Source organism: uncultured Alsobacter sp. (assembly GCF_945952055.1).
Lineage (GTDB): Bacteria > Pseudomonadota > Alphaproteobacteria > Rhizobiales > Beijerinckiaceae > Alsobacter.
This window is the reverse complement of sequence record NZ_CAMFHB010000046.1, coordinates 13,039-29,949: the sequence shown is the minus strand read 5'-3', so window position 1 is coordinate 29,949 and position 16,911 is coordinate 13,039. Positions and strand designations below refer to the sequence as shown.

Annotated in this window: 13 protein-coding genes; 3 read left to right on the top strand and 10 right to left on the bottom strand. The window is 64.4% G+C overall.

The window, feature by feature from the left end; all coding sequences use genetic code 11:
• Positions 1-11 precede the first annotated feature (11 nt).
• Entirely contained in the window at positions 12-1,016 is a 1,005-nt protein-coding gene (locus Q0Q47_RS25000) for a glycosyltransferase family 2 protein (protein ID WP_293866551.1), read from the bottom strand.
• Positions 1,017-1,160: 144 nt separating this feature from the next.
• Here Q0Q47_RS25000 and Q0Q47_RS24995 point away from each other — a divergent pair, with 144 nt between their 5' ends.
• Entirely contained in the window at positions 1,161-2,279 is a 1,119-nt protein-coding gene (locus Q0Q47_RS24995; protein ID WP_293866549.1) for a GNAT family N-acetyltransferase, read from the top strand.
• Between the two features lie 4 nt (positions 2,280-2,283).
• On the opposite strand, the gene Q0Q47_RS24990 is transcribed toward Q0Q47_RS24995, so the two are convergent.
• Positions 2,284-3,753 (bottom strand): lipopolysaccharide biosynthesis protein, encoded by a 1,470-nt coding sequence (locus tag Q0Q47_RS24990; RefSeq protein WP_293866547.1) that lies wholly within the window; start codon positions 3,751-3,753, stop codon positions 2,284-2,286.
• Positions 3,754-3,760: 7 nt separating this feature from the next.
• Positions 3,761-4,801, bottom strand: a complete 1,041-nt coding sequence (locus Q0Q47_RS24985) for a GNAT family N-acetyltransferase (RefSeq protein WP_293866545.1) — start codon at positions 4,799-4,801, stop codon at positions 3,761-3,763.
• 329 nt (positions 4,802-5,130) lie between these two features.
• Between Q0Q47_RS24985 and Q0Q47_RS24980 the strand changes: the two genes are divergently transcribed.
• Complete coding sequence (locus Q0Q47_RS24980) at positions 5,131-5,979, top strand: bifunctional 2-polyprenyl-6-hydroxyphenol methylase/3-demethylubiquinol 3-O-methyltransferase UbiG (RefSeq protein WP_293866543.1); 849 nt, start codon at positions 5,131-5,133, stop codon at positions 5,977-5,979.
• A 39-nt stretch (positions 5,980-6,018) separates the two neighbouring features.
• On the top strand, positions 6,019-7,254 hold the full coding sequence (locus Q0Q47_RS24975) for an O-antigen ligase (RefSeq protein WP_293866541.1): 1,236 nt from the start codon (positions 6,019-6,021) through the stop codon (positions 7,252-7,254).
• 83 nt (positions 7,255-7,337) lie between these two features.
• On the opposite strand, the gene Q0Q47_RS24970 is transcribed toward Q0Q47_RS24975, so the two are convergent.
• From Q0Q47_RS24970 to ppk2, 7 genes are all read right to left on the bottom strand, one after another.
• Positions 7,338-8,537 carry an acyltransferase gene (locus Q0Q47_RS24970; RefSeq protein ID WP_293866538.1) on the bottom strand — a complete coding sequence of 400 codons (1,200 nt, stop codon included), beginning with the start codon at positions 8,535-8,537 and terminating at the stop codon, positions 7,338-7,340.
• Between the two features lie 83 nt (positions 8,538-8,620).
• On the bottom strand, positions 8,621-9,403 hold the full coding sequence (locus tag Q0Q47_RS24965; protein WP_293866535.1) for a WecB/TagA/CpsF family glycosyltransferase: 783 nt from the start codon (positions 9,401-9,403) through the stop codon (positions 8,621-8,623).
• 21 nt (positions 9,404-9,424) lie between these two features.
• Positions 9,425-10,645 carry a polysaccharide biosynthesis/export family protein gene (locus Q0Q47_RS24960; protein ID WP_293866532.1) on the bottom strand — a complete coding sequence of 407 codons (1,221 nt, stop codon included), beginning with the start codon at positions 10,643-10,645 and terminating at the stop codon, positions 9,425-9,427.
• 33 nt (positions 10,646-10,678) lie between these two features.
• Positions 10,679-12,940, bottom strand: coding sequence for a polysaccharide biosynthesis tyrosine autokinase (locus tag Q0Q47_RS24955; protein WP_293866616.1), 2,262 nt, complete (start codon positions 12,938-12,940; stop codon positions 10,679-10,681).
• 133 nt (positions 12,941-13,073) lie between these two features.
• On the bottom strand, positions 13,074-14,120 hold the full coding sequence (locus Q0Q47_RS24950; protein ID WP_293866529.1) for an acyltransferase family protein: 1,047 nt from the start codon (positions 14,118-14,120) through the stop codon (positions 13,074-13,076).
• Between the two features lie 253 nt (positions 14,121-14,373).
• Positions 14,374-15,087, bottom strand: coding sequence for a response regulator transcription factor (locus Q0Q47_RS24945; RefSeq protein ID WP_293866526.1), 714 nt, complete (start codon positions 15,085-15,087; stop codon positions 14,374-14,376).
• Positions 15,088-15,599: 512 nt separating this feature from the next.
• Complete coding sequence (gene ppk2, locus Q0Q47_RS24940) at positions 15,600-16,712, bottom strand: polyphosphate kinase 2 (protein WP_293866523.1); 1,113 nt, start codon at positions 16,710-16,712, stop codon at positions 15,600-15,602.
• Between the last annotated feature and the right edge of the window lie 199 nt (positions 16,713-16,911).

The following is a 16,911-nucleotide window of genomic DNA, read 5'->3' as shown; positions in this document are numbered from 1 at the left end:
TTTCCTCTTCTTCAGTGCGCCGCGGCCCGCCGGCGCAGCACGGCGGCGGGGGCGAGAAGTCTCAGGAGGACCCGCCCAGCCTGTGCCGGCGCGCAGCCCAGCGACAGGGCGCGCCGAAACGCATGGAACGCTCGCGTCTTGTCCGATGTAGCCAGAGCCCGGGCGAGGTCGAGCTGGTAAGTGCCCATCTCGCGGTCGAAAGTCCGCCGCTCGCGGAAATAGAGTGTCGGCTCGGTCGCCTTGATCCGCTCGGCGATGGCGATGATGTCGCGGATGGCCTCGAGTTTGTGCCTTGGTCCCGACAGTTGGCCGGGCGACAGGCGGTAGTCGAGCAGCGGCTTCTCGATGAAGCAGAATGGGCCTTGCCCGCTCGCGCGGAACAGCCATTCCCAGTCGCACATGTTGCGGATCGCCGGATCGAATGCGCCGATGGACTCCAGGAGTGAGCGGCGGAACAGCAAGGTCGGCGGGTGAACCGCATTGCCGTGCGCCTGAAGCTCGCGCAGGCGTCCCACCTGGACGACCGTCGAACCCGCGCCGGACACGTCCTCGAGGAGCAGCGTCCCTTCACTGGCAAAACACGCCTTCGCCAGATCGGCATGGACCTGCATGACGCGGTAGTATCGACTTTGGAAGCGCTCGATCGGATCGCCGTCGCCGAACGACGAGAACTCCGTGTGGCAAAGGACGGCGTCGGGTCGAGCCTCCATTGCCGCCAATTGCAAGGCGATGCGATCCGGGTGGGCGAGATCGTCGGCATCCATGAACGCGATCATGTCGCCGGTCGCCTGGGAACACCCGGCATTGCGCGCGGCAGCGAGGCCACCATTGTTCTGGCGGACGACGACGATCCGGTTTCCGAACTCCGCCAGGACCGCGCCTGTGCCGTCGGTGGAGCCGTCGTCCACCACGACCACCTGGTCCGGAGCCCGGCTTTGCTCCAGCACGGATCGCACGGCAGGACCGACCGTCTCCCGCGCATTGTACGCAGGGATTACAACCGAGACGCTCGTCATCACTCCAGTTTCCGCCTGCTCGCAACAAGGTATATCTTCGTTCACTAAGCGAGCTTTAATCGCTGAACGTTAACGTTGTTAGAGTCGATTTTCGTGTAATGCTTCCTCGATGGCCCGCGGCCCGTTTCATTGCAAGATGGTTAGATGCGTTACACGGCGACCACAACGGACTCGTTCGAAGCCTATGCGGATCTCGCGAATGAGGCTCTGAATAGAGGTTTCGCGTCTCCCTTCCAATCGGCCTATTGGATCAGGAACTGGATCGATCTGGTTCTCGACCGTGAAATCGAGCGCCCCTTTTTCGTCCGCGTGGACGACCAGGAGGGTCACCCCGTCATGCTCATGCCGATGGTGAGCAGGCGCGCCTACGGTCTATCGATGCTGAAGGGCATGGACGGTGGCCTGTCGGACTACATCGCGCCGGTGCTCCTGCGTGACGACGTCGACGAAGCCGAGGGGGCCGCGATCCGAACGGCGTTCTACGCAGGACTGCCCCGGGCTGACATCCTGCACCTGCAGAAGATGCCGCCCCGGATCGGCGAACGCGGCATCGTCAATCCGCTGGCCGGCGACCCGGATTCGACGCCCATGGAGTACTCCAGCCATGCCATCGTTCTGGATGGCGCATGGGACACGTTTCTCGCGGCCAAGGTCAGCACGTCCAGCCGTGCGACCCGTCGCCGGAAGGCAAAGAAGCTGTCCCAGAAGGGCGAGGTCTCGTTCGCGGTCGTCGAGGAGCCGCAGGCCCGGCGGAGCGCCCTGGCCTTCACAATCGAAGAGCGGAGCAAACGGGCCAAGACACGCAACTGGGACATCAACGTCCTGGAAAATGGCGACGCGGTCCGCTTCTGCGAACAACTCGTGTCGGATCCTTTGCTGGTTGCGCGGGTTCACGTCGCGGTCCTGAGCGTGTCCGGAGAGCCGATCGCGGTTCACCTCGGTCTCGTCGAGGGCGGCTGTCTCTTCTGGTACATGCCCACGTTCCGTGGCGAGCAGTGGGCGGCGTTCTCTCCTGGCCAGATGCTGCTCGACCAAGAACTCATGTGGGCCTTCGACAACGGCCTCAAGGCCGTCGATCTGACGATCGGAGACGAACGCTACAAGCAGGAATGGAGCCCGGCGACCAGTCCGCTCTTCGAGCTGAGGAAGTCGCTCAGCGTGGTGGGCACGGCTGCGCTCGGGCTGCGCGAAAGCGCGCGACGCATCCGCCAGATCGTCAAGAAGAACCGCCCGCATCCGGCCGAGGAAGCCTCGGCCGATTGACCTTTCAGGCGACCGCCGACCGTCGCCTCGCCACAATCTTCAGGACAGCCAGAATGGTCGCGCGGGACCCGGGCAGGACGAGGGCGACCGCCGCGGCGGGGATCATGGCGCAACCCGTGATCGCCACGAGCCGCAGGAACGCGGAGGGTATCATCGCGTGAACGCTGCTCGACACCGCGAGGGCTGCGAGCCCCGCGGCCATGGCAGCGAGTGCCGAGTCGCGGACGACCGCGGCCTGGGTGCCGAACGACGGCCCCCGACGTGAAACGATCCAAAGACCGACCGGCGCTGCGACGAGCAGGCTCGCGATCGACATGCCCGCTGCGACGCCGACGGTCCCAAAGTGAAGGCCGGCCAAACTCGCCATCAGCTTGAGAGCGGAATCGAGCAGGCCGAAGTTTCTCATCTCGGCAACGCGGCCCATCGACAGCAGACCGACCTGGGCGGCCATCACGACGCCCTGCGCCGCCAGTGTCGGGGCAAGCCATCCGAGCACGCGGCCGGCCTCCTCCCATCCGCCGCCCAACAGGAATTGGACGACATCCACGGCAAGGATGGGCAGCAGGATCGCGATGGGGAACATCACGAGCGTGGCGCGGCGCAGAAGCTCGATGTAGGTGGCGTGGTAGCGGTCCTTGTCCTCCTGCTGCCTGCTCAGCATCGGCGTGGAGACTTCCTGGAGCGGGTTCAGCAGGAGCGTTTGCGGAAAGGCGGAAATCTGCTGGGCCCGGTTGAAGTATCCCAGGTCGACGGCCCCCATGCGGATGCCGAGCACGATCTGACCCCAGTTGCCCGAGAGGTAGTTCAGGAGGCCGTGGCTCATGTAGTCGCGGCCGAAGAGCAGGTATTCCCGCAAGTGGCTGGGTCGCCTCCAGGCACCGGGGAGCCAGGGATGGGCCGCGAACATGAGGATCGCGGTGACCACCGCCTGCGTGAGATTCGTGGCGACGAGTGCCCACACGTCCTGGCGGACGAAGGCGACCCACGCTCCGACCACGAGGCCCATCACGACGCCGCAACCTTCGGCGACGAGGATCGGTCGGAAATGCATCTGGCGACGGAGGTTGGCGGCGTGCTGCGCCTGCAGTCCCCACGCCAGGTAGGAGACCGACGAGGCAATGAGAATGGGCACGAGGTCCGTCTCGCCATAAAGCCTGGCGAAGAGCGGCGCTGCGACCACCACGAACGCGAACGACAGCCCTGCCACGATGATGCTGAGGAAAAACAGTTCGTCGCGGTCGTCCTGTGAAAGGTGTTCCCTCTGGATGCAGGCAGCCGCCAGTCCGAAATCCCGGAAGATCCCAACGACGGACAATACGGTCGTCGCCATGGCCATCAGACCGAACTGCTTGGCATCCAGCAGACGGCCGAAGACGACCAGCGAGCCGAGGGAAACGACGGCGAAGATGCCGCGCAGGAGAAGCATTTCTGCCAACGCGGTGCGTGGCGACGACGGGCCCTTCGAGCGAAGCATGTGAGCCTCAGGACGTTGTAGCCGGGGCGCGCTTCGCCGCGGCGCGGCGTAATCCCGCTGAAAATGCGTCTGCCAGGAGGCCGATCATCCCCGCCACTGCGCGCGGATAGATCGTGAGCGTCACGGTCTCATGGACATCGGGACGCCAACGGTCCTGCCACTTCTCGTGATTGCCGAGAAAGACATGCCGGTCGAACCCCCGTGCGGCAGACCACCTCAGTGTCTCGGCCGTCAGGAGGATCCCCGGCGAAATGGCCGCGAACTGTTCGTCGTAGCCGATCTTGTGGTCCCACAACGCACCGTACCTGGCGCTGCACAGACGCGCAGCGGCCGGCCGACCTGCGATGCTCATAATCCCGATCATGAGTTGCCCCCGTGCTGCGGCCTTTCCGGCCACCTGTCGGAAAAAGGCGCGCTGGACCGGATCATGCGAAAGGCTCGTCCGCTGCTGGCCCTTCCAGCCGGCGGCTTCGACGTCTACGAACTGGTCGAAAAGCACTCCTGCCTCACCCTCCCCCGGCGTGTTGAACGCGAAAGAGACGTCGCCGATTTCCCCGGCCTTGCGGAGCAGATAACGCAGCTTTTTCGCGCCGTCCGCGCTCGTGAGCTTGTCCGGTCCTCCATCGGGAAAGCGGACTTCGGCAGTCGGTGCGCCGTGGCTGGTCCTGCAGACGCAGGTCCGCCGTGCGCGAAGCCGTGAGAAAGCCTCGACGACCGGCGACACGCGAGGAATGCGGACGAGCTTGATGGGCATCCCGTGGCGGACCAGGTGCTCGCAAAGAGCGAAGGCGTCATCGGCGGTCTCGTGCAGGAAGCCGGCATGGACCTCCTGCGTCGGGGCATCGAAGAATTCAAGCCAATTGACTCCACCGCGCCGCGCAACCCTCAACGGAGCGATGGCCCGCACGCGGCCCTGACGCTCCAGGACGAAGACGCAGACCGATCCCGGACCGAACGCTTCCAGGAACGCCAGAACGTAATCGACATCGAGGAGAACGCTGCCGGCGGCCTGCGCGAGGTCCTCCCAATCCGATCTGACCGACGCCAACTCTCCCTGCGTTGTTAAAATGCGAAGAGATCTGTCATGCACCTTCGGTTCACTCCATCGCCATCAGCAAGCAAACGGCGAGCTTTCCACGTTCGTCATTCGGTCAGGGCTTCGGCCTGCGTAGCACGAGCGGGCCAGAGTATCGAGCGCCAACTGAACGGATAGACCAGCAACGTCTTTGACAACTGGCTACATTTACCAAGCAGGGCGAATTTGGTGTGGACTACAGATAGCTCAGAGCCAATTCGGGTTAATCCCGTTTCGCTTGGACACATGGCAAGATAGGCTACGTCGTCCATGGATGGTTCGTTCGCCTGAGGAGCATACTGGTGAGCAAATCCGAGCACAGCGAGACTTTCCTGCAAATGCCCCAGATCCACGCCGAGTGGGAGGACGACTATCTTAACCCTGCCATGGACGCCCTTTACGATGACGCCATAGCGCTCATCGCAAAGCATTTGTCCATGCCGCCGGGGACCCGCCTGCTCGATGCCGGTTGCGGCTACGCCTATCACGCCCTTCGGCTCGCGGCGCACGGGTTCGACGTCACGGGCGTCGACTTTTCGGACGTTGCGCTGGAACACGCTCGGCAAAGGATTGCCGCGAGCAAAGGCATGTCCGTATCGGTTCAGAAAGCCAACCTGCTGGAACTGCCGTTTCCGGACAGTGCCTTTCCCGTCGTGTTCAGTTGGGGCGTCCTCATGCACGTCCCCGAACTGGACAAGTCCCTCTCCGAGTTGAGCCGCGTCGTCGAGCCCGGCGGTTACCTCGTCCTTTCGGAAAACAGTTGCGAGTCGTTCGACGTGAAGGTCGTCGAGCCGCTGATCCGCGCGGCCAAGGCGATCCTTGGCCGGCGCCGGAACACCCGGAACTGGAGCGAGAGAGGCGTGGAGGAATGGTTTCCGTCCGACGGTCAAACCGACGACGGGGCCGGGCTTCTCGTCCGCAAGTCCAACTTCGCCTACTTCGACCGCTTCCTCGAAAAGAGAGGGTTCCACAGGGCCGCCGCATTCTCGGAGCAATGGACCGAGCTTTACACGCGCGTGCCGACCCAGTGGGGCAAGCGGCTCGTGTATACTCTCAATCACAGGATCATGATGCGGGACCGGCTATCGCCCTTCGCCTTGGGCAACATCCTGATCTACAGGAAAGCGCCGAGCGCAGCCGCCGGCACATGATCAGCGGCTGACGCATTCGTACGTGATGGAGCATCGCCGGTGCAGTCGCCTTCAGAGACAGTGCTCGATCCCAATGGCCAGGTCCTGGCTGCACCGCAAGGCTCCTATGGACTTGCCAATGCGGCACGTCAGGTGCTGTTCGGGGTCCTGCTCGTCCGTGCGTCACTCGATAATGCCCTGAATGCCCTGGGCGGTCCCATCGGTGCCGTCCTGAACATCGTGGTGATCGCGGCAGCGGTGATCCTGTTGCGAGCGTCCTCGGGCGACAAGCGCAATGCGATCGGACCGGTGTGGCCGATTTTCTTCGTCCTGTGCGGGTTTTCCATCCTCCATACCCCGGACAAGGTCGGGGCGGTGCGATACCTGGCCACGCTGCTGACCTACTGCGCCTTGTTCGCGGCGCCCTTCGGGCTGATCCGGCACCCGCGCGACATCGTCAAGATCCTGAACGTCATCATCGCATCGAGTGCCGTGCCGATCATCTACGGTTTCATTCGGTTCGACGCGGAGCGCGCGCAGTCGACGTTTCCGCACCCCAACATCTTTGCGTTCTACCTGGCCGTCCTCTTGATCACGCTCGTCTTCGTGTGGTTCTCCCGCCTCTACAGCCACACCACGGCCGAGCGGGCACTGCTCGCCGGCGTCGGGGGAGCGGCAAGCCTGCTCCTGGTCATGACGCAGACCCGGGGCGCGTGGGTCGGGATCGCTCTGGCCTTCGGCCTGATCGCCCTCCTCCACCATCGCAAGCTGCTCTGGGGCGCTCTGTTCGCGCCCTTGCTCCTGCTCGTCCCGCAGATCCAGGAGCGCCTGCTCGACCTCAAGGGCGAAACAGAGTTCATCGGCAACGGCATCATCGTCAACTCCTACGAGTGGAGGTTGATGCTGTGGGACGCCGCGTTCACATGGATCAGACAGGACCCGATCTTCGGTTACGGATTGTTCTCATTCCAGATCCATGCGCCCACCTTCTTTTTCCTGGACACCGAAGGCTTCAACGCACACAGCGTCTACGTGCAACTGCTCTTCGAAACCGGTGTCTTCGGTTTTCTCGCCTACGTCGCCCTGTTCCTCTGGATAGCCTGGGGGGCTCTCAAGAATTACCGCAGGTCTCGCGAGGCGGCAGCCTTCACGATCGCCCTCGTCGCGTTCTACATGTCGATCTGTTACTCGGACAATATTCTCGGCTACCTGAGCTTCAATTGGTATTTCTGGCTGCTCCTCGGAACTCTGCGCGCGTCGATGCTGCTGAGGTTGACCGACGAAGCGGATGCCTGACAGCGGTGTCATGAAGGCGAGTCGTCGGGCGAGGCCGCGCGATCGCGGCGAGAGTGCGCGGGATGCGGGCGATGCTCGGCGTGTCAGGGGGACGGTTCCCCGCGGGTGCTGAGGCGAACCGCCGGACCTGAGAACGTCTTGCTCAGGCTCGCGTAGACGACATCGGTGTTCCGCTCGAAGACGTGCCACACCGCCCGTGCCCAGATCAGGCAGATCGTCAGCAGCAGAAGGAAGATCCCGAACTGACCGATGTTCGGGACGGAGCGCTGGGGCGCGAAGACGATCGCGACGATCGCCACGACCAGCGGCATGTGCGTGAGGTAGAGAGTGTACGAGATGTCGGAGAGCCACTTGGCCGTCGCGTCGTAAGCCCTGCTGGAACTCCGGGTGTGAGCCAGGGCGGGAAGCGCGACGCTGATCATGAGGCCGAGCGCCAGGTCGGACATGTGATCGGGTACCGCCTTGGTGAGGACGATCCCTGCTGCCGCGATCGCCAGGCACGCGACGCGCACCCGCCAGTCTGCAAGAACACGGTGGAAGCTGCGTTCCTGGGCGATCCAGGCCGAACAGGCGCCGGCCAGCCAGATTCCCGCCCCTTCGTAGAAATAGGTCGGAACCAGCAAGGCAACGCCCGCGGCGAGGGGCAGACCCACGAGGATCGACACGGCGCTGCGCCGCAGCAGCGCCCAGAATGCGGCCGCGAAGAAGATGTAGTACCAGAACTCGTTGGCCAGGCTCCACATCGGCGTGTTGGTGCCGTAGGTCGGAACGAAGATCTTCTGGAGAAACAAGATGTTCCCCAGGAAAGTCGTGAGCTTCAGGTCAGATACGCCATCCGGGCCCGACGAGTAGATCTTGTAGTAGTTTCCCGCGTAGAGCGCCCCATCCGAGAAGGCAACGCCCAGGCGATCGAACAGGAACGTGAGCGCAAGGGTGGGAAGGATGACGATCCACAGCCTCGAAAAACGCCTCAGGAGGAACGTGATCCACGAAAACCGATCGCGCCTGAGGTCAGAGAGGACCTTGCCTCCGACAAGGAAGCCGCTCAAGGCGAAGAACGCGATGACGGACTCGTGGCTCAGCCCGGAGATGAAATAGAACGCCTTCCAGAAGAGCCCGACCTGAACGCCGGCCGCCGCCATGTTGGCATAGGTCTCGAACAGGAAATGTCTCAGGTGTCCCGCCGTGACGATCAGCGCGGCGACGCCCCGGAGGAAGTCCAGATGAATGAAGCGAGCGGGAGCGGCGCGGGCGGCGACACCGTGGGCCGACGTCGTCGGCATCGTACGGGTTGGTGCGTTGTCCGACATACTCATACCGCCACTGTTGCGTCGGCCAGGGGCCCCGCGTTCGATCCGATGAAGGGCTACTCGCTTCGCACGAGGCGGCGACCGGTTACGTCGTCCCAGACGGCAGCCAGGAACGACCACGACTCGACGAGGTAGCGCGACCCCAGACGGCGTGGCTCGCTCAGCAACCTGAACAGCCACTCCATGCCGACGGCCCCCATCCAGTGCGGGCCCCTGCTCTTGATGCCCACGAAAAACTCGATGCCGGCGCCGATGCACATCGCGAAACAATCACCCAGTTCGCCGCTATGCTCGTGGATCCAGATCTCCGATTTCGGGGCACCCACGGCGAAGAACACATGGGTCGCCCGGTGGGCCCGGATGGCCCGCGCCAAGCTCAGCGACGCCGCGTCATCCTGCTCGAATCCGTATTGAGGCACCACGTAGGCGTTCTGCTCGGCAGGAAAGCCACGTTCTTGCAGCCACTTGCAGCATCGGGCGCCCGCCTCGTCGGACGGAGCAACGAAGAAGCACCTGTGGGCGTCGGGCCGCAACTTATCCATCAGCTTTGCGAAGCATCCGGAGCCGGTCAGTCGCCCGGGGAGGTTCGCCCCTCGCGCGTTCGCATAAAGGTACACGGGGGTTCCGTCCGCCGTGGCCCGCCACGCGTGGGAGTAGGCGCGGCGAAATCGGGCGTTGCGCCTGAGTTCGACGATATGCGCCACGTTCGCCGTCACGATCAGCGCCGCTCCGCCGCCCGCCGGCGGGCTGGAGGTGGCGAGCTCTTGCGCGAACTCATCCTCCGTCCTCGCGACGAAAGGGATGCTGAACGGATGGGACGACGGCGTTTCGCTGGCCATGTGAGCTCCGATCGGCCTTCCCTACTGAACGGCCATTCCCAAGAGCTTTCCGGCCTTCAGGGTGATCTCCACCACGTCGCCCGGAAGGAGGGTCGCGTCCTCGTCCGTCTGGATCCGGACCGCCTTTTCACCGGTGCGGCGGAATATCGTGACTTCGGGCACCGTTCCGGCGGCCGTGACGACCGCCGAGCGCGCGGAACCGATGATCGCGAACTTCTCGGCCGTGCTCGTGATCCGGGACTGAAGCCGATCGAGCGTCGACAAGGCCTCGGCCTTTTCTTTCAGGAGGCTTGCCGTGCGGTTCTCTTCGAAGCGCTGCGTCTGGCGCTCGGCCTCCTCCACCGCACGCTTGGCCGCCGCCGCTTCGCTGGTGATCGACGCCAGGCGCGAGCGGTTGAGCAGCGCCGAGCGCTGTTCGTCGAGGAGCCGCTGTGCGGCCACGAGACCCTTGTCGTAGAGCTGGCGAACCTTGTCGACCTGATCGTCCTGCTGCTTGGTTCCGGCCACTTCCTCCGTGGCCTGCTCCTTCAGCGTCACGAGGCGCTCGCGCGCCAGGTCCAGCGAGCGTCCGAGGGAGGCCCGCTCGCGCTTGGCGCTGTCCAGGTTCTCGGCGAGGCGCCTGCGCTCGATGGCGACGGCCTCGTCGAAGACGGCCGGATCGGTCGGAACGTCGGAGAACGAGCCGAAATTCGCGGTCGGCTTGCCGTCGAGTTCAGCCATGACGCGGCGCAGCCGAAGCTGCTCGCGCATGAGGTCGTTGCGCAACGTGTCGTAGTCCGAGCGCAGCTCGGCGGCCTGAACAAACGGGTTCTGGCCGAAATGGAACCGCACGAGGTCGTAGCCCCCCGCCAGAGCCACCGCCTGGCGGACGGTCAAACCCGGCTGATAGGGATAGGAGCCCGGGCGTGACAGGTCGCCCGACATGAAGAACGGTCGATACTCCGAAACGTCGATGGAGACGTCCGGCAGTTTGACGATTCCCTTGTCCTTCAGGAGCCCCTGCAGGCGCTCCTTGGCCTCGTCGAGCGTCAGCCCCTTCAGCGTCACGTTGCCGACGAGCGGGATGGGAAACGTGCCGTCCGCGCTGATGGCGCCGCGACGCTGCAGGTCCGGAGCGCCGTAGACCGAGACCTCGATCTTGTCCCCCGCACCGAGACGATATTGAGCCTGCGCGGCGGCTGGCAAGCCAACCACGACAAGCGCCAGCGCTGCGGCCAGCCGATAGATCAAGGTCTTCTTCACAGGTGTCGATCCGTTGCGAATGCCGCTATCAGCTCAGTGGCTCTGACCGTAGTAGGTCGGATACTTGCTGGAGTAGCTTTTGACGTTGTAGCTCTCGTAGTGATGGATGCGCTGCATGTCGGCCTTGTTCAGGACAACGCCGAGGATGCTTTCCCTCCACATCCTGATGAGCTGGAGAGCCTCGTTCAGAACCTGCCGGGAGGTCTTGTTCCACTCGACGATCAGCACGACCTTGTCGACGTAGTTGAGAACGGCCCGACCATCGACGACCGGCAGGATCGGCGAGACGTCGATGACGACGAGGTCATAGGAGCGGCGGCAGACTTCTACCAGGTTTGCGAACTCCTCCGACGAGAGGAGTTCACCGGTGTTCGCCTGGGTGTTGCCGCGCACCGTGGGCAGGAAATCGAGGCCGGTGCGCGGGTCGTTGATCACCGCGTCGGCGAGCTTCGACGTGCCCTGGATCACCTCACGCAGGCCGGTGCCAGGCGCCTTGGCCATCATCAGGGTCGTCGTCGGCCGCCGCATGTCCGCGTCGATCAGGAGCGTCCTGCTGCCCGAGGAGGCGGCATACTTCGCCAGGTTGATCGCGGTGGTCGACTTGCCCTCCCCGGGGAGCGCCGACGCCACGGCGACGACCTTGATTTCCTCGGCGGCGGACATGAGGCGGATGCTCATCCGCAGCGAGCGGATCGCCTCCGCGTAGCTCGATAGCGGATGCTCGATGGCAAAGTTGGTCATCACCTGCTGTGAGCGTCCGCGCGCCATCGGAACGAACGTCAGGAACGGCAGGTCGAACAACTGCTCCACCTGCGACCGAGTCCGCAGCCCCGCGTCGAGCTGTTCGACCGTGAATGCCGCGCCAAAGCCCAGCAGAAGGCCCAATCCGAGCGATGCAGCAATGATCAGCAGAACCTTGGGCTGGTCGGCGCTGGCGGGAAAGGACGCCGGGGCAAGGACGCGCGCGTCGGGGTTGGGAAGGTTCTCGTTGGCGGTCATTTCCTTGAAGCGGTTCAAGAACCGTTCAAACACGAGCCGCGTGGAGGCTGCGTCCCGTTCGAGCTCGCGCAGCTTGATCTGCGCGCGGTTGCCTTCGACGTTCCGGGCCTCGAGCTCAGCATAGGTCTGCTTGAGCGAGTCTTCGCGTGCCAGGGCGACGTCCACCTGGTTCTTGTAGGTCTGCGCGATACGCTGCACTTCCTCGTCGATCAGCTTGCGAATGCCGGCCTGCTGCTCGATGGCGCTGAGCACCAGCGGATGCTTGGCGCCGTAGCGGTTGGAAAGGTCCGCGGCGTTGCGGCTCACCTCGGTGAACTGGGCCTTGAGCTGAGCGATGGCCTGAGAGGTCAGAGCCTCGGGCATCGCGCTGGGATCGGCGCCCGACCTCATGATCGCTTCGATCTGCGCGAGCTTGGCCCGCGCTTCGGCCACGTTGGCACGGGCGACCGTCAGCTGGCTGTCGAGTTCCTGCATTTGCTGGTCGGCGAGAAGGCGCCCGCTGACTGCCGTCAGGTTGTTCTCGGCCCTGTAGGCCTCCACGCGCCGCTCGGCGGCCTCGACATTGCCCCTCATCTCCTCCAGGCGCTCGTTCAGCCAGGCCGCGGCCCGGCGCGTTTGGTCGTACTGGACCTCGAGCTGGTCCACCATGAACGCCTCGGCGAACCCATTGGCGATGGTGGCGGCCTTGGACGGACTCTGAGACGAGTAGGACAGCCGGATCACGAAGGTCCGGACCGGTCGCGAAACCGAGAGGTTGCGCAGGAGGTTGCGCATCACCAGCCGCTCGAGCACCTCGGGCGGCAGATCCCGCGGCTGCACGCCTGCGCGCAGGCCGTCGAGAGGCATGAAGGAAGGAATAACGCCGTCGACCGTGTCGATCACGCTGTTGACCACACGGCCGACCAGACCGGGACGTTCCCCATTCAGCTCGGGGTCCTTCATCAGCTCCAGCTTGGCGATCACGCGGCGGGCGATGGCCTCCGACTGGAGGATCTGAACCTGACTCTCGACGAAAGTCTCTGTCGAGCCCATCGAGTTGGCCAGATCGGTGGCCATGATGCTGACCCGGTTCGACCCGACCAGAATGGTGGCCGTCGCCGTGTAAATCCGCGCCGCCACGAGCGTGTAGATCACGCCCAGGGCCAGGATGGTTCCGGCAATCAGGATGATCATCCTGCTGCGACGTTGCAGGATGCGCAGGATTTCACGCAGCCACTCCTCTGAAGCGGCCACGAGACTTGCGGAAACGGCATATTGGCCGGCACCGGTGGAAGTCCTGGGGCGGTAGTCGAGCATCAAGTCGGCCTCGTTCCAGAATTCAACGGTTTGATTCGGATCTGAGCATGAACTTACAATTCGCACTTTGACGGAAGGCAAGAAGCACGCCGGACGAGCACTTTAGCCCGGCGCGCTTAACAAGCCGCACCACCTATGCGGGCACGGGCGCAGTGCGGGGGCCCGTCAACCGGAACCGCGCCGGACGCTCATAGAGGAACCGCAGGCTCGTGTTCTTGATCAGGGCATGGAACACGAGCGGGATGGCCACCGCACTGGCCGTCACGATCAGCGTCGCCCAGCCTGCCGTCATTCCAGGCACCATCAGGACCACGGCCCTCACGGCGACCATCGGAATGGAGAACGACAAGTAGACCACGATCGAGTTCTCGCCGCAGTACCTGATGAAGTCGAACAGGTTGAAGCGGCTCATGATGCAGCCGAGCGTGATCACCGCGAGGCTGCCCGCCAGCCCGAGCACCAGGCTGACCACGGGAAGCTGGCTGGCCGGCATGTCGGCCGGCAGTCCCGGGAAGAGACCTGCCGTCGCGAAGACCATGCCGGCGTTGACCAGCGCCCAGACCGCCAGGTAGCCGACGGCGACGCCGAGGTTCGCCGACATGTACTGCGCCCACTTGAAGAAGTAGCGCGCTCCGTACCAGCCGACGAGGAAGTAGAAGTACCGGGCCGCGAACTCGTCGACGAGCGTCCAGCCCGTGTGGATCCGTAGGCTCTCCAGGACGGCCGCGAAGGCGAGCATGAGCAGCGGCGGCACCTTGATGGCCAGCTTGCACACCACGGCGAAGATCGGGAGCATGTAGATGAACCAGAGCGCTTCGTAGGGCTCGATCCACGTCCATGCGAAGGGCGTCAGGAGCTCGTAGTCGTGCTTCGCCAGGCCGATCGGCAGCTTGAACAAGAACAGAATGAGCGTCCAGAGGACATAGAAGTACGCGAAGTGGACCACGCGCGTGTCACTGAACGACCGCCAATTGCGGTCGATGACGCGCGACAGGAACAGCCCCGACAGCAGGAAGAAGTCGGGCATCCGGAAAGGACGCGCGAAGGCGACGACATGATCCATGAACCCGGCGTCGCCGACGCGCGCGGTCACGTTCAGGGACGTATGCATCATGACCACGAGGATGATGCAGATACCCTTGGAGTAGTCGACCCACGGAACGCGACCGTCGCCGGACATGGCTCGACCTTCGGGAGCGGAGCTTGTTGCGCGCATTTCGATTTCCAATCAGGAAGACACCTAAATCCCTGAACTCATCCGAACCGTTAAGCAACGGGAAACGGGTGTCAACTCGCGTTAACGTTGATTCTTCCCCTCGGATCAACCCACTCACAGACACGTGCGGAGTGATTGATTTAAAGAGCGGACGTGATGCCAAAACGCCACGGCCGAGCCCGGCATTTCCCTCGGGAAAAACCGGGCTGGAAAGGGCTCAATGGCTTCCCGCGAACGCCAGCTGCGGGACGGCCTTCGACTGCAGTTTGCCGGGGTCGACCTGCGCCAGGTAGTTGCACGCCCAGATGGCCGCTTCCGTGCGGTTGCGGGCGGAGATCTTCCGCAGGATCGCCTTCACGTGAACCTTGACGGTCGCCTCCGTGATGCCGAACCGGCGCGCGATGATCTTGTTGGGGCTGCCCTGGCTGAGCTCCTGCAGCACGTCCATCTCGCGCGCCGACAGCTTCTCGAAGACGCGATGATGATCGGCCGTCTTGACCGGGACCGGCGCCGGCTCGCAGGCGAGCAGGCGGATGAAGTGCGCCGGGAAGATCTTCTCGCCGAGCATCACGAGTTCGAGCGACTTGACCAGGGCGTCGCAGCCGATGGGCTTCACGAGAAGCCCGTCGACGCCGGCCTGCAGGGCATCGACGAGATCGCGCTCGCTGCCCGTTTCAGCAAGGATCACCAGCTTGGCGCCGGGGAACCGGCGGCGAAGGCTCTCGACGTCGGGACCGACGCCCGCCGCGGCATGGCCGAGCCCCATGAGCAGCAGAAGGTTGTCGGACGACGGCTCGACGCCCGTCATGAACGGGTCCAGCCCGTCGAACGCCTGCGCCGCGTGGAAGCCCGCCGCGGTCATCACCCGGATGAGACCTTCGCGGTAGATCGGATCGGCCTCTACCACTATCGCTCGCGTACCGTTGCCCATGTGGCACTCCCGATGACCGAAGGTCGAAGACCGTTTCGGCACCCCCGTCTCATTCCGGGGGGTGAGTTAAGTGATGCTTCAACCTAATCAGTTCGCGTTTATATGTAAAGTTCTATTTAACATTGTCACCGGACCGGTGCGGCTCATCCGGGCAATCCCGAGGCAACCCGCGCGTGACACCGCCAGGAGGCCACTTTGGCTCCATCGGACACAGCCGACACGGTCGAGGCACTGGATTCATTGGTCTTTTGGCTGCAGGCGGAGACTCGGGCCGGCTGCGTGGCCGTCACCGCAAGCTCCGCCGCCGGTCCGAGCCCGCCCAGCCTCCGCCTGCGTTTACCATTGGGTTAAGTTAACGCGGCGGTCGCATTTGGCGCGTTCTCACTGCCCCGTTTGGATGAGGTGCAATGCCCCAGGGGGTAGAACGACGCGCGGGGACCCGCGACCGACCGGCGGTTCGCGCGTCCCCTCTCGCGGGATTCGGGTCGGCGCCGCGGTCGCGGCGCGCCGTCTCAGCCGCCGCGCTTGATATCGGGGTGGACTGTGCGCCCGATCAGGCCCGGATCCATGCCCAGCACCGCGGCCGTCGAGCCGACGATCAGGGGGTCGGGCCCGCGCACCACGTGCTGGTCCTTGTCGGGATAAGGCAACGAGGACAGGAAGAACTGCATCGCGTTGAGGCGGGCGCGCTTCTTGTCGTTCGACTTGATCACCGTCCACGGCGCATCGGCGGTGTCGGTGTAGAAGAACATCGCTTCCTTGGCCTCGGTGTAGTCATCCCACTTGTCGAGCGAGGCGCGGTCGATGGGCGACAGCTTCCACTGCTTGAGCGGGTCCGTCTCGCGGGCCTTGAACCGGCGGGCCTGCTCGTCGCGCGTCACCGAGAACCAGAACTTGAAGAGGCGGATGCCGGAGCGCACCAGCATGCGCTCGAGATCCGGCGTCTGGCGCATGAACTCCAGGTACTCCTGCGGCGAGCAGAAGCCCATGACCCGTTCGACGCCCGCCCGGTTGTACCAGGAGCGGTCGAAGAACACGATCTCGCCCCCGGCCGGCAGTTGCTCCACGTAGCGCTGGAAGTACCACTGCGTCCGCTCGCGGTCGGTCGGCTTTTCCAGCGCCACCACCCGCGCGCCGCGGGGGTTGAGATGCTCCATGAAGCGCTTGATCGTGCCGCCCTTGCCGGCCGCGTCGCGGCCCTCGAAGAGCACCACGATCTTCTCGCCGGATTCCTTGACCCAGTTCTGGAGCTTGAGCAGCTCGACCTGGAGCGGCAGCACGTGCTCGAGATAGGCCTTCTCGGTGAGCCGGGTGGCGTAGGGGAACTCCCCCGTCTCGAAGGCCCGCCGGATGGCGTCGGGGTCGTGGCGCCGCTTCGCCGGCGAGCGCGCCTTGCGCTCCGCGCCGGTGGCCGCCCCCAGCGCAGCCGCGGCCGTCACGATCGGGCGGCCCGTGTCGCCGCCGTCGGGCGCGGGGGCCGCGGGCTCGATGGCCACGGCCTCGACGGCCGCGGGCTCGGGCATGTCGGCCGTGGCGGGCGATGCCGTCTTCGCGGCCGGTCGGCGCGCTCCGTTGGCCCGGGTCGGTCGCGTCCTGCCGTTCGAGATCTCGTCTGTCTTGCCCATGTCGCTCCTCCGCATGGTGCCAAGCAAACCACAGATCGCGCATCGCCGCCTTGACAGAGCGCAAAGGGGCCGGCGGCCCGAGGACCGCGGTCAATCAACGGGCTTTCTCCGTCAATACTTGCCGCCGGCCAGCAAAGCGTCCCGGTCTGCTCGGGCGGCTCAGAATTTCCCAGTTTTGAATTATTATAAAGAAAGAACA

Excerpts from the sequence above, each read along its gene's own strand:
- Q0Q47_RS25000 (WP_293866551.1), bottom strand. The coding sequence starts at position 1,016 with ATGACGAGCGTCTCGGTTGTAATCCCTGCGTACAATGCGCGGGAGACG.
- Q0Q47_RS24950 (WP_293866529.1), bottom strand. The coding sequence starts at position 14,120 with ATGTCCGGCGACGGTCGCGTTCCGTGGGTCGACTACTCCAAGGGTATC.
- Q0Q47_RS24970 (WP_293866538.1), bottom strand. The coding sequence starts at position 8,537 with ATGCCGACGACGTCGGCCCACGGTGTCGCCGCCCGCGCCGCTCCCGCT.
- ppk2 (WP_293866523.1), bottom strand. The coding sequence starts at position 16,712 with ATGGGCAAGACAGACGAGATCTCGAACGGCAGGACGCGACCGACCCGG.
- Q0Q47_RS24965 (WP_293866535.1), bottom strand. The coding sequence starts at position 9,403 with ATGGCCAGCGAAACGCCGTCGTCCCATCCGTTCAGCATCCCTTTCGTC.
- Q0Q47_RS24945 (WP_293866526.1), bottom strand. The coding sequence starts at position 15,087 with ATGGGCAACGGTACGCGAGCGATAGTGGTAGAGGCCGATCCGATCTAC.
- Q0Q47_RS24990 (WP_293866547.1), bottom strand. The coding sequence starts at position 3,753 with ATGCTTCGCTCGAAGGGCCCGTCGTCGCCACGCACCGCGTTGGCAGAA.
- Q0Q47_RS24995 (WP_293866549.1), top strand. The coding sequence starts at position 1,161 with ATGCGTTACACGGCGACCACAACGGACTCGTTCGAAGCCTATGCGGAT.
- Q0Q47_RS24955 (WP_293866616.1), bottom strand. The coding sequence starts at position 12,940 with ATGCTCGACTACCGCCCCAGGACTTCCACCGGTGCCGGCCAATATGCC.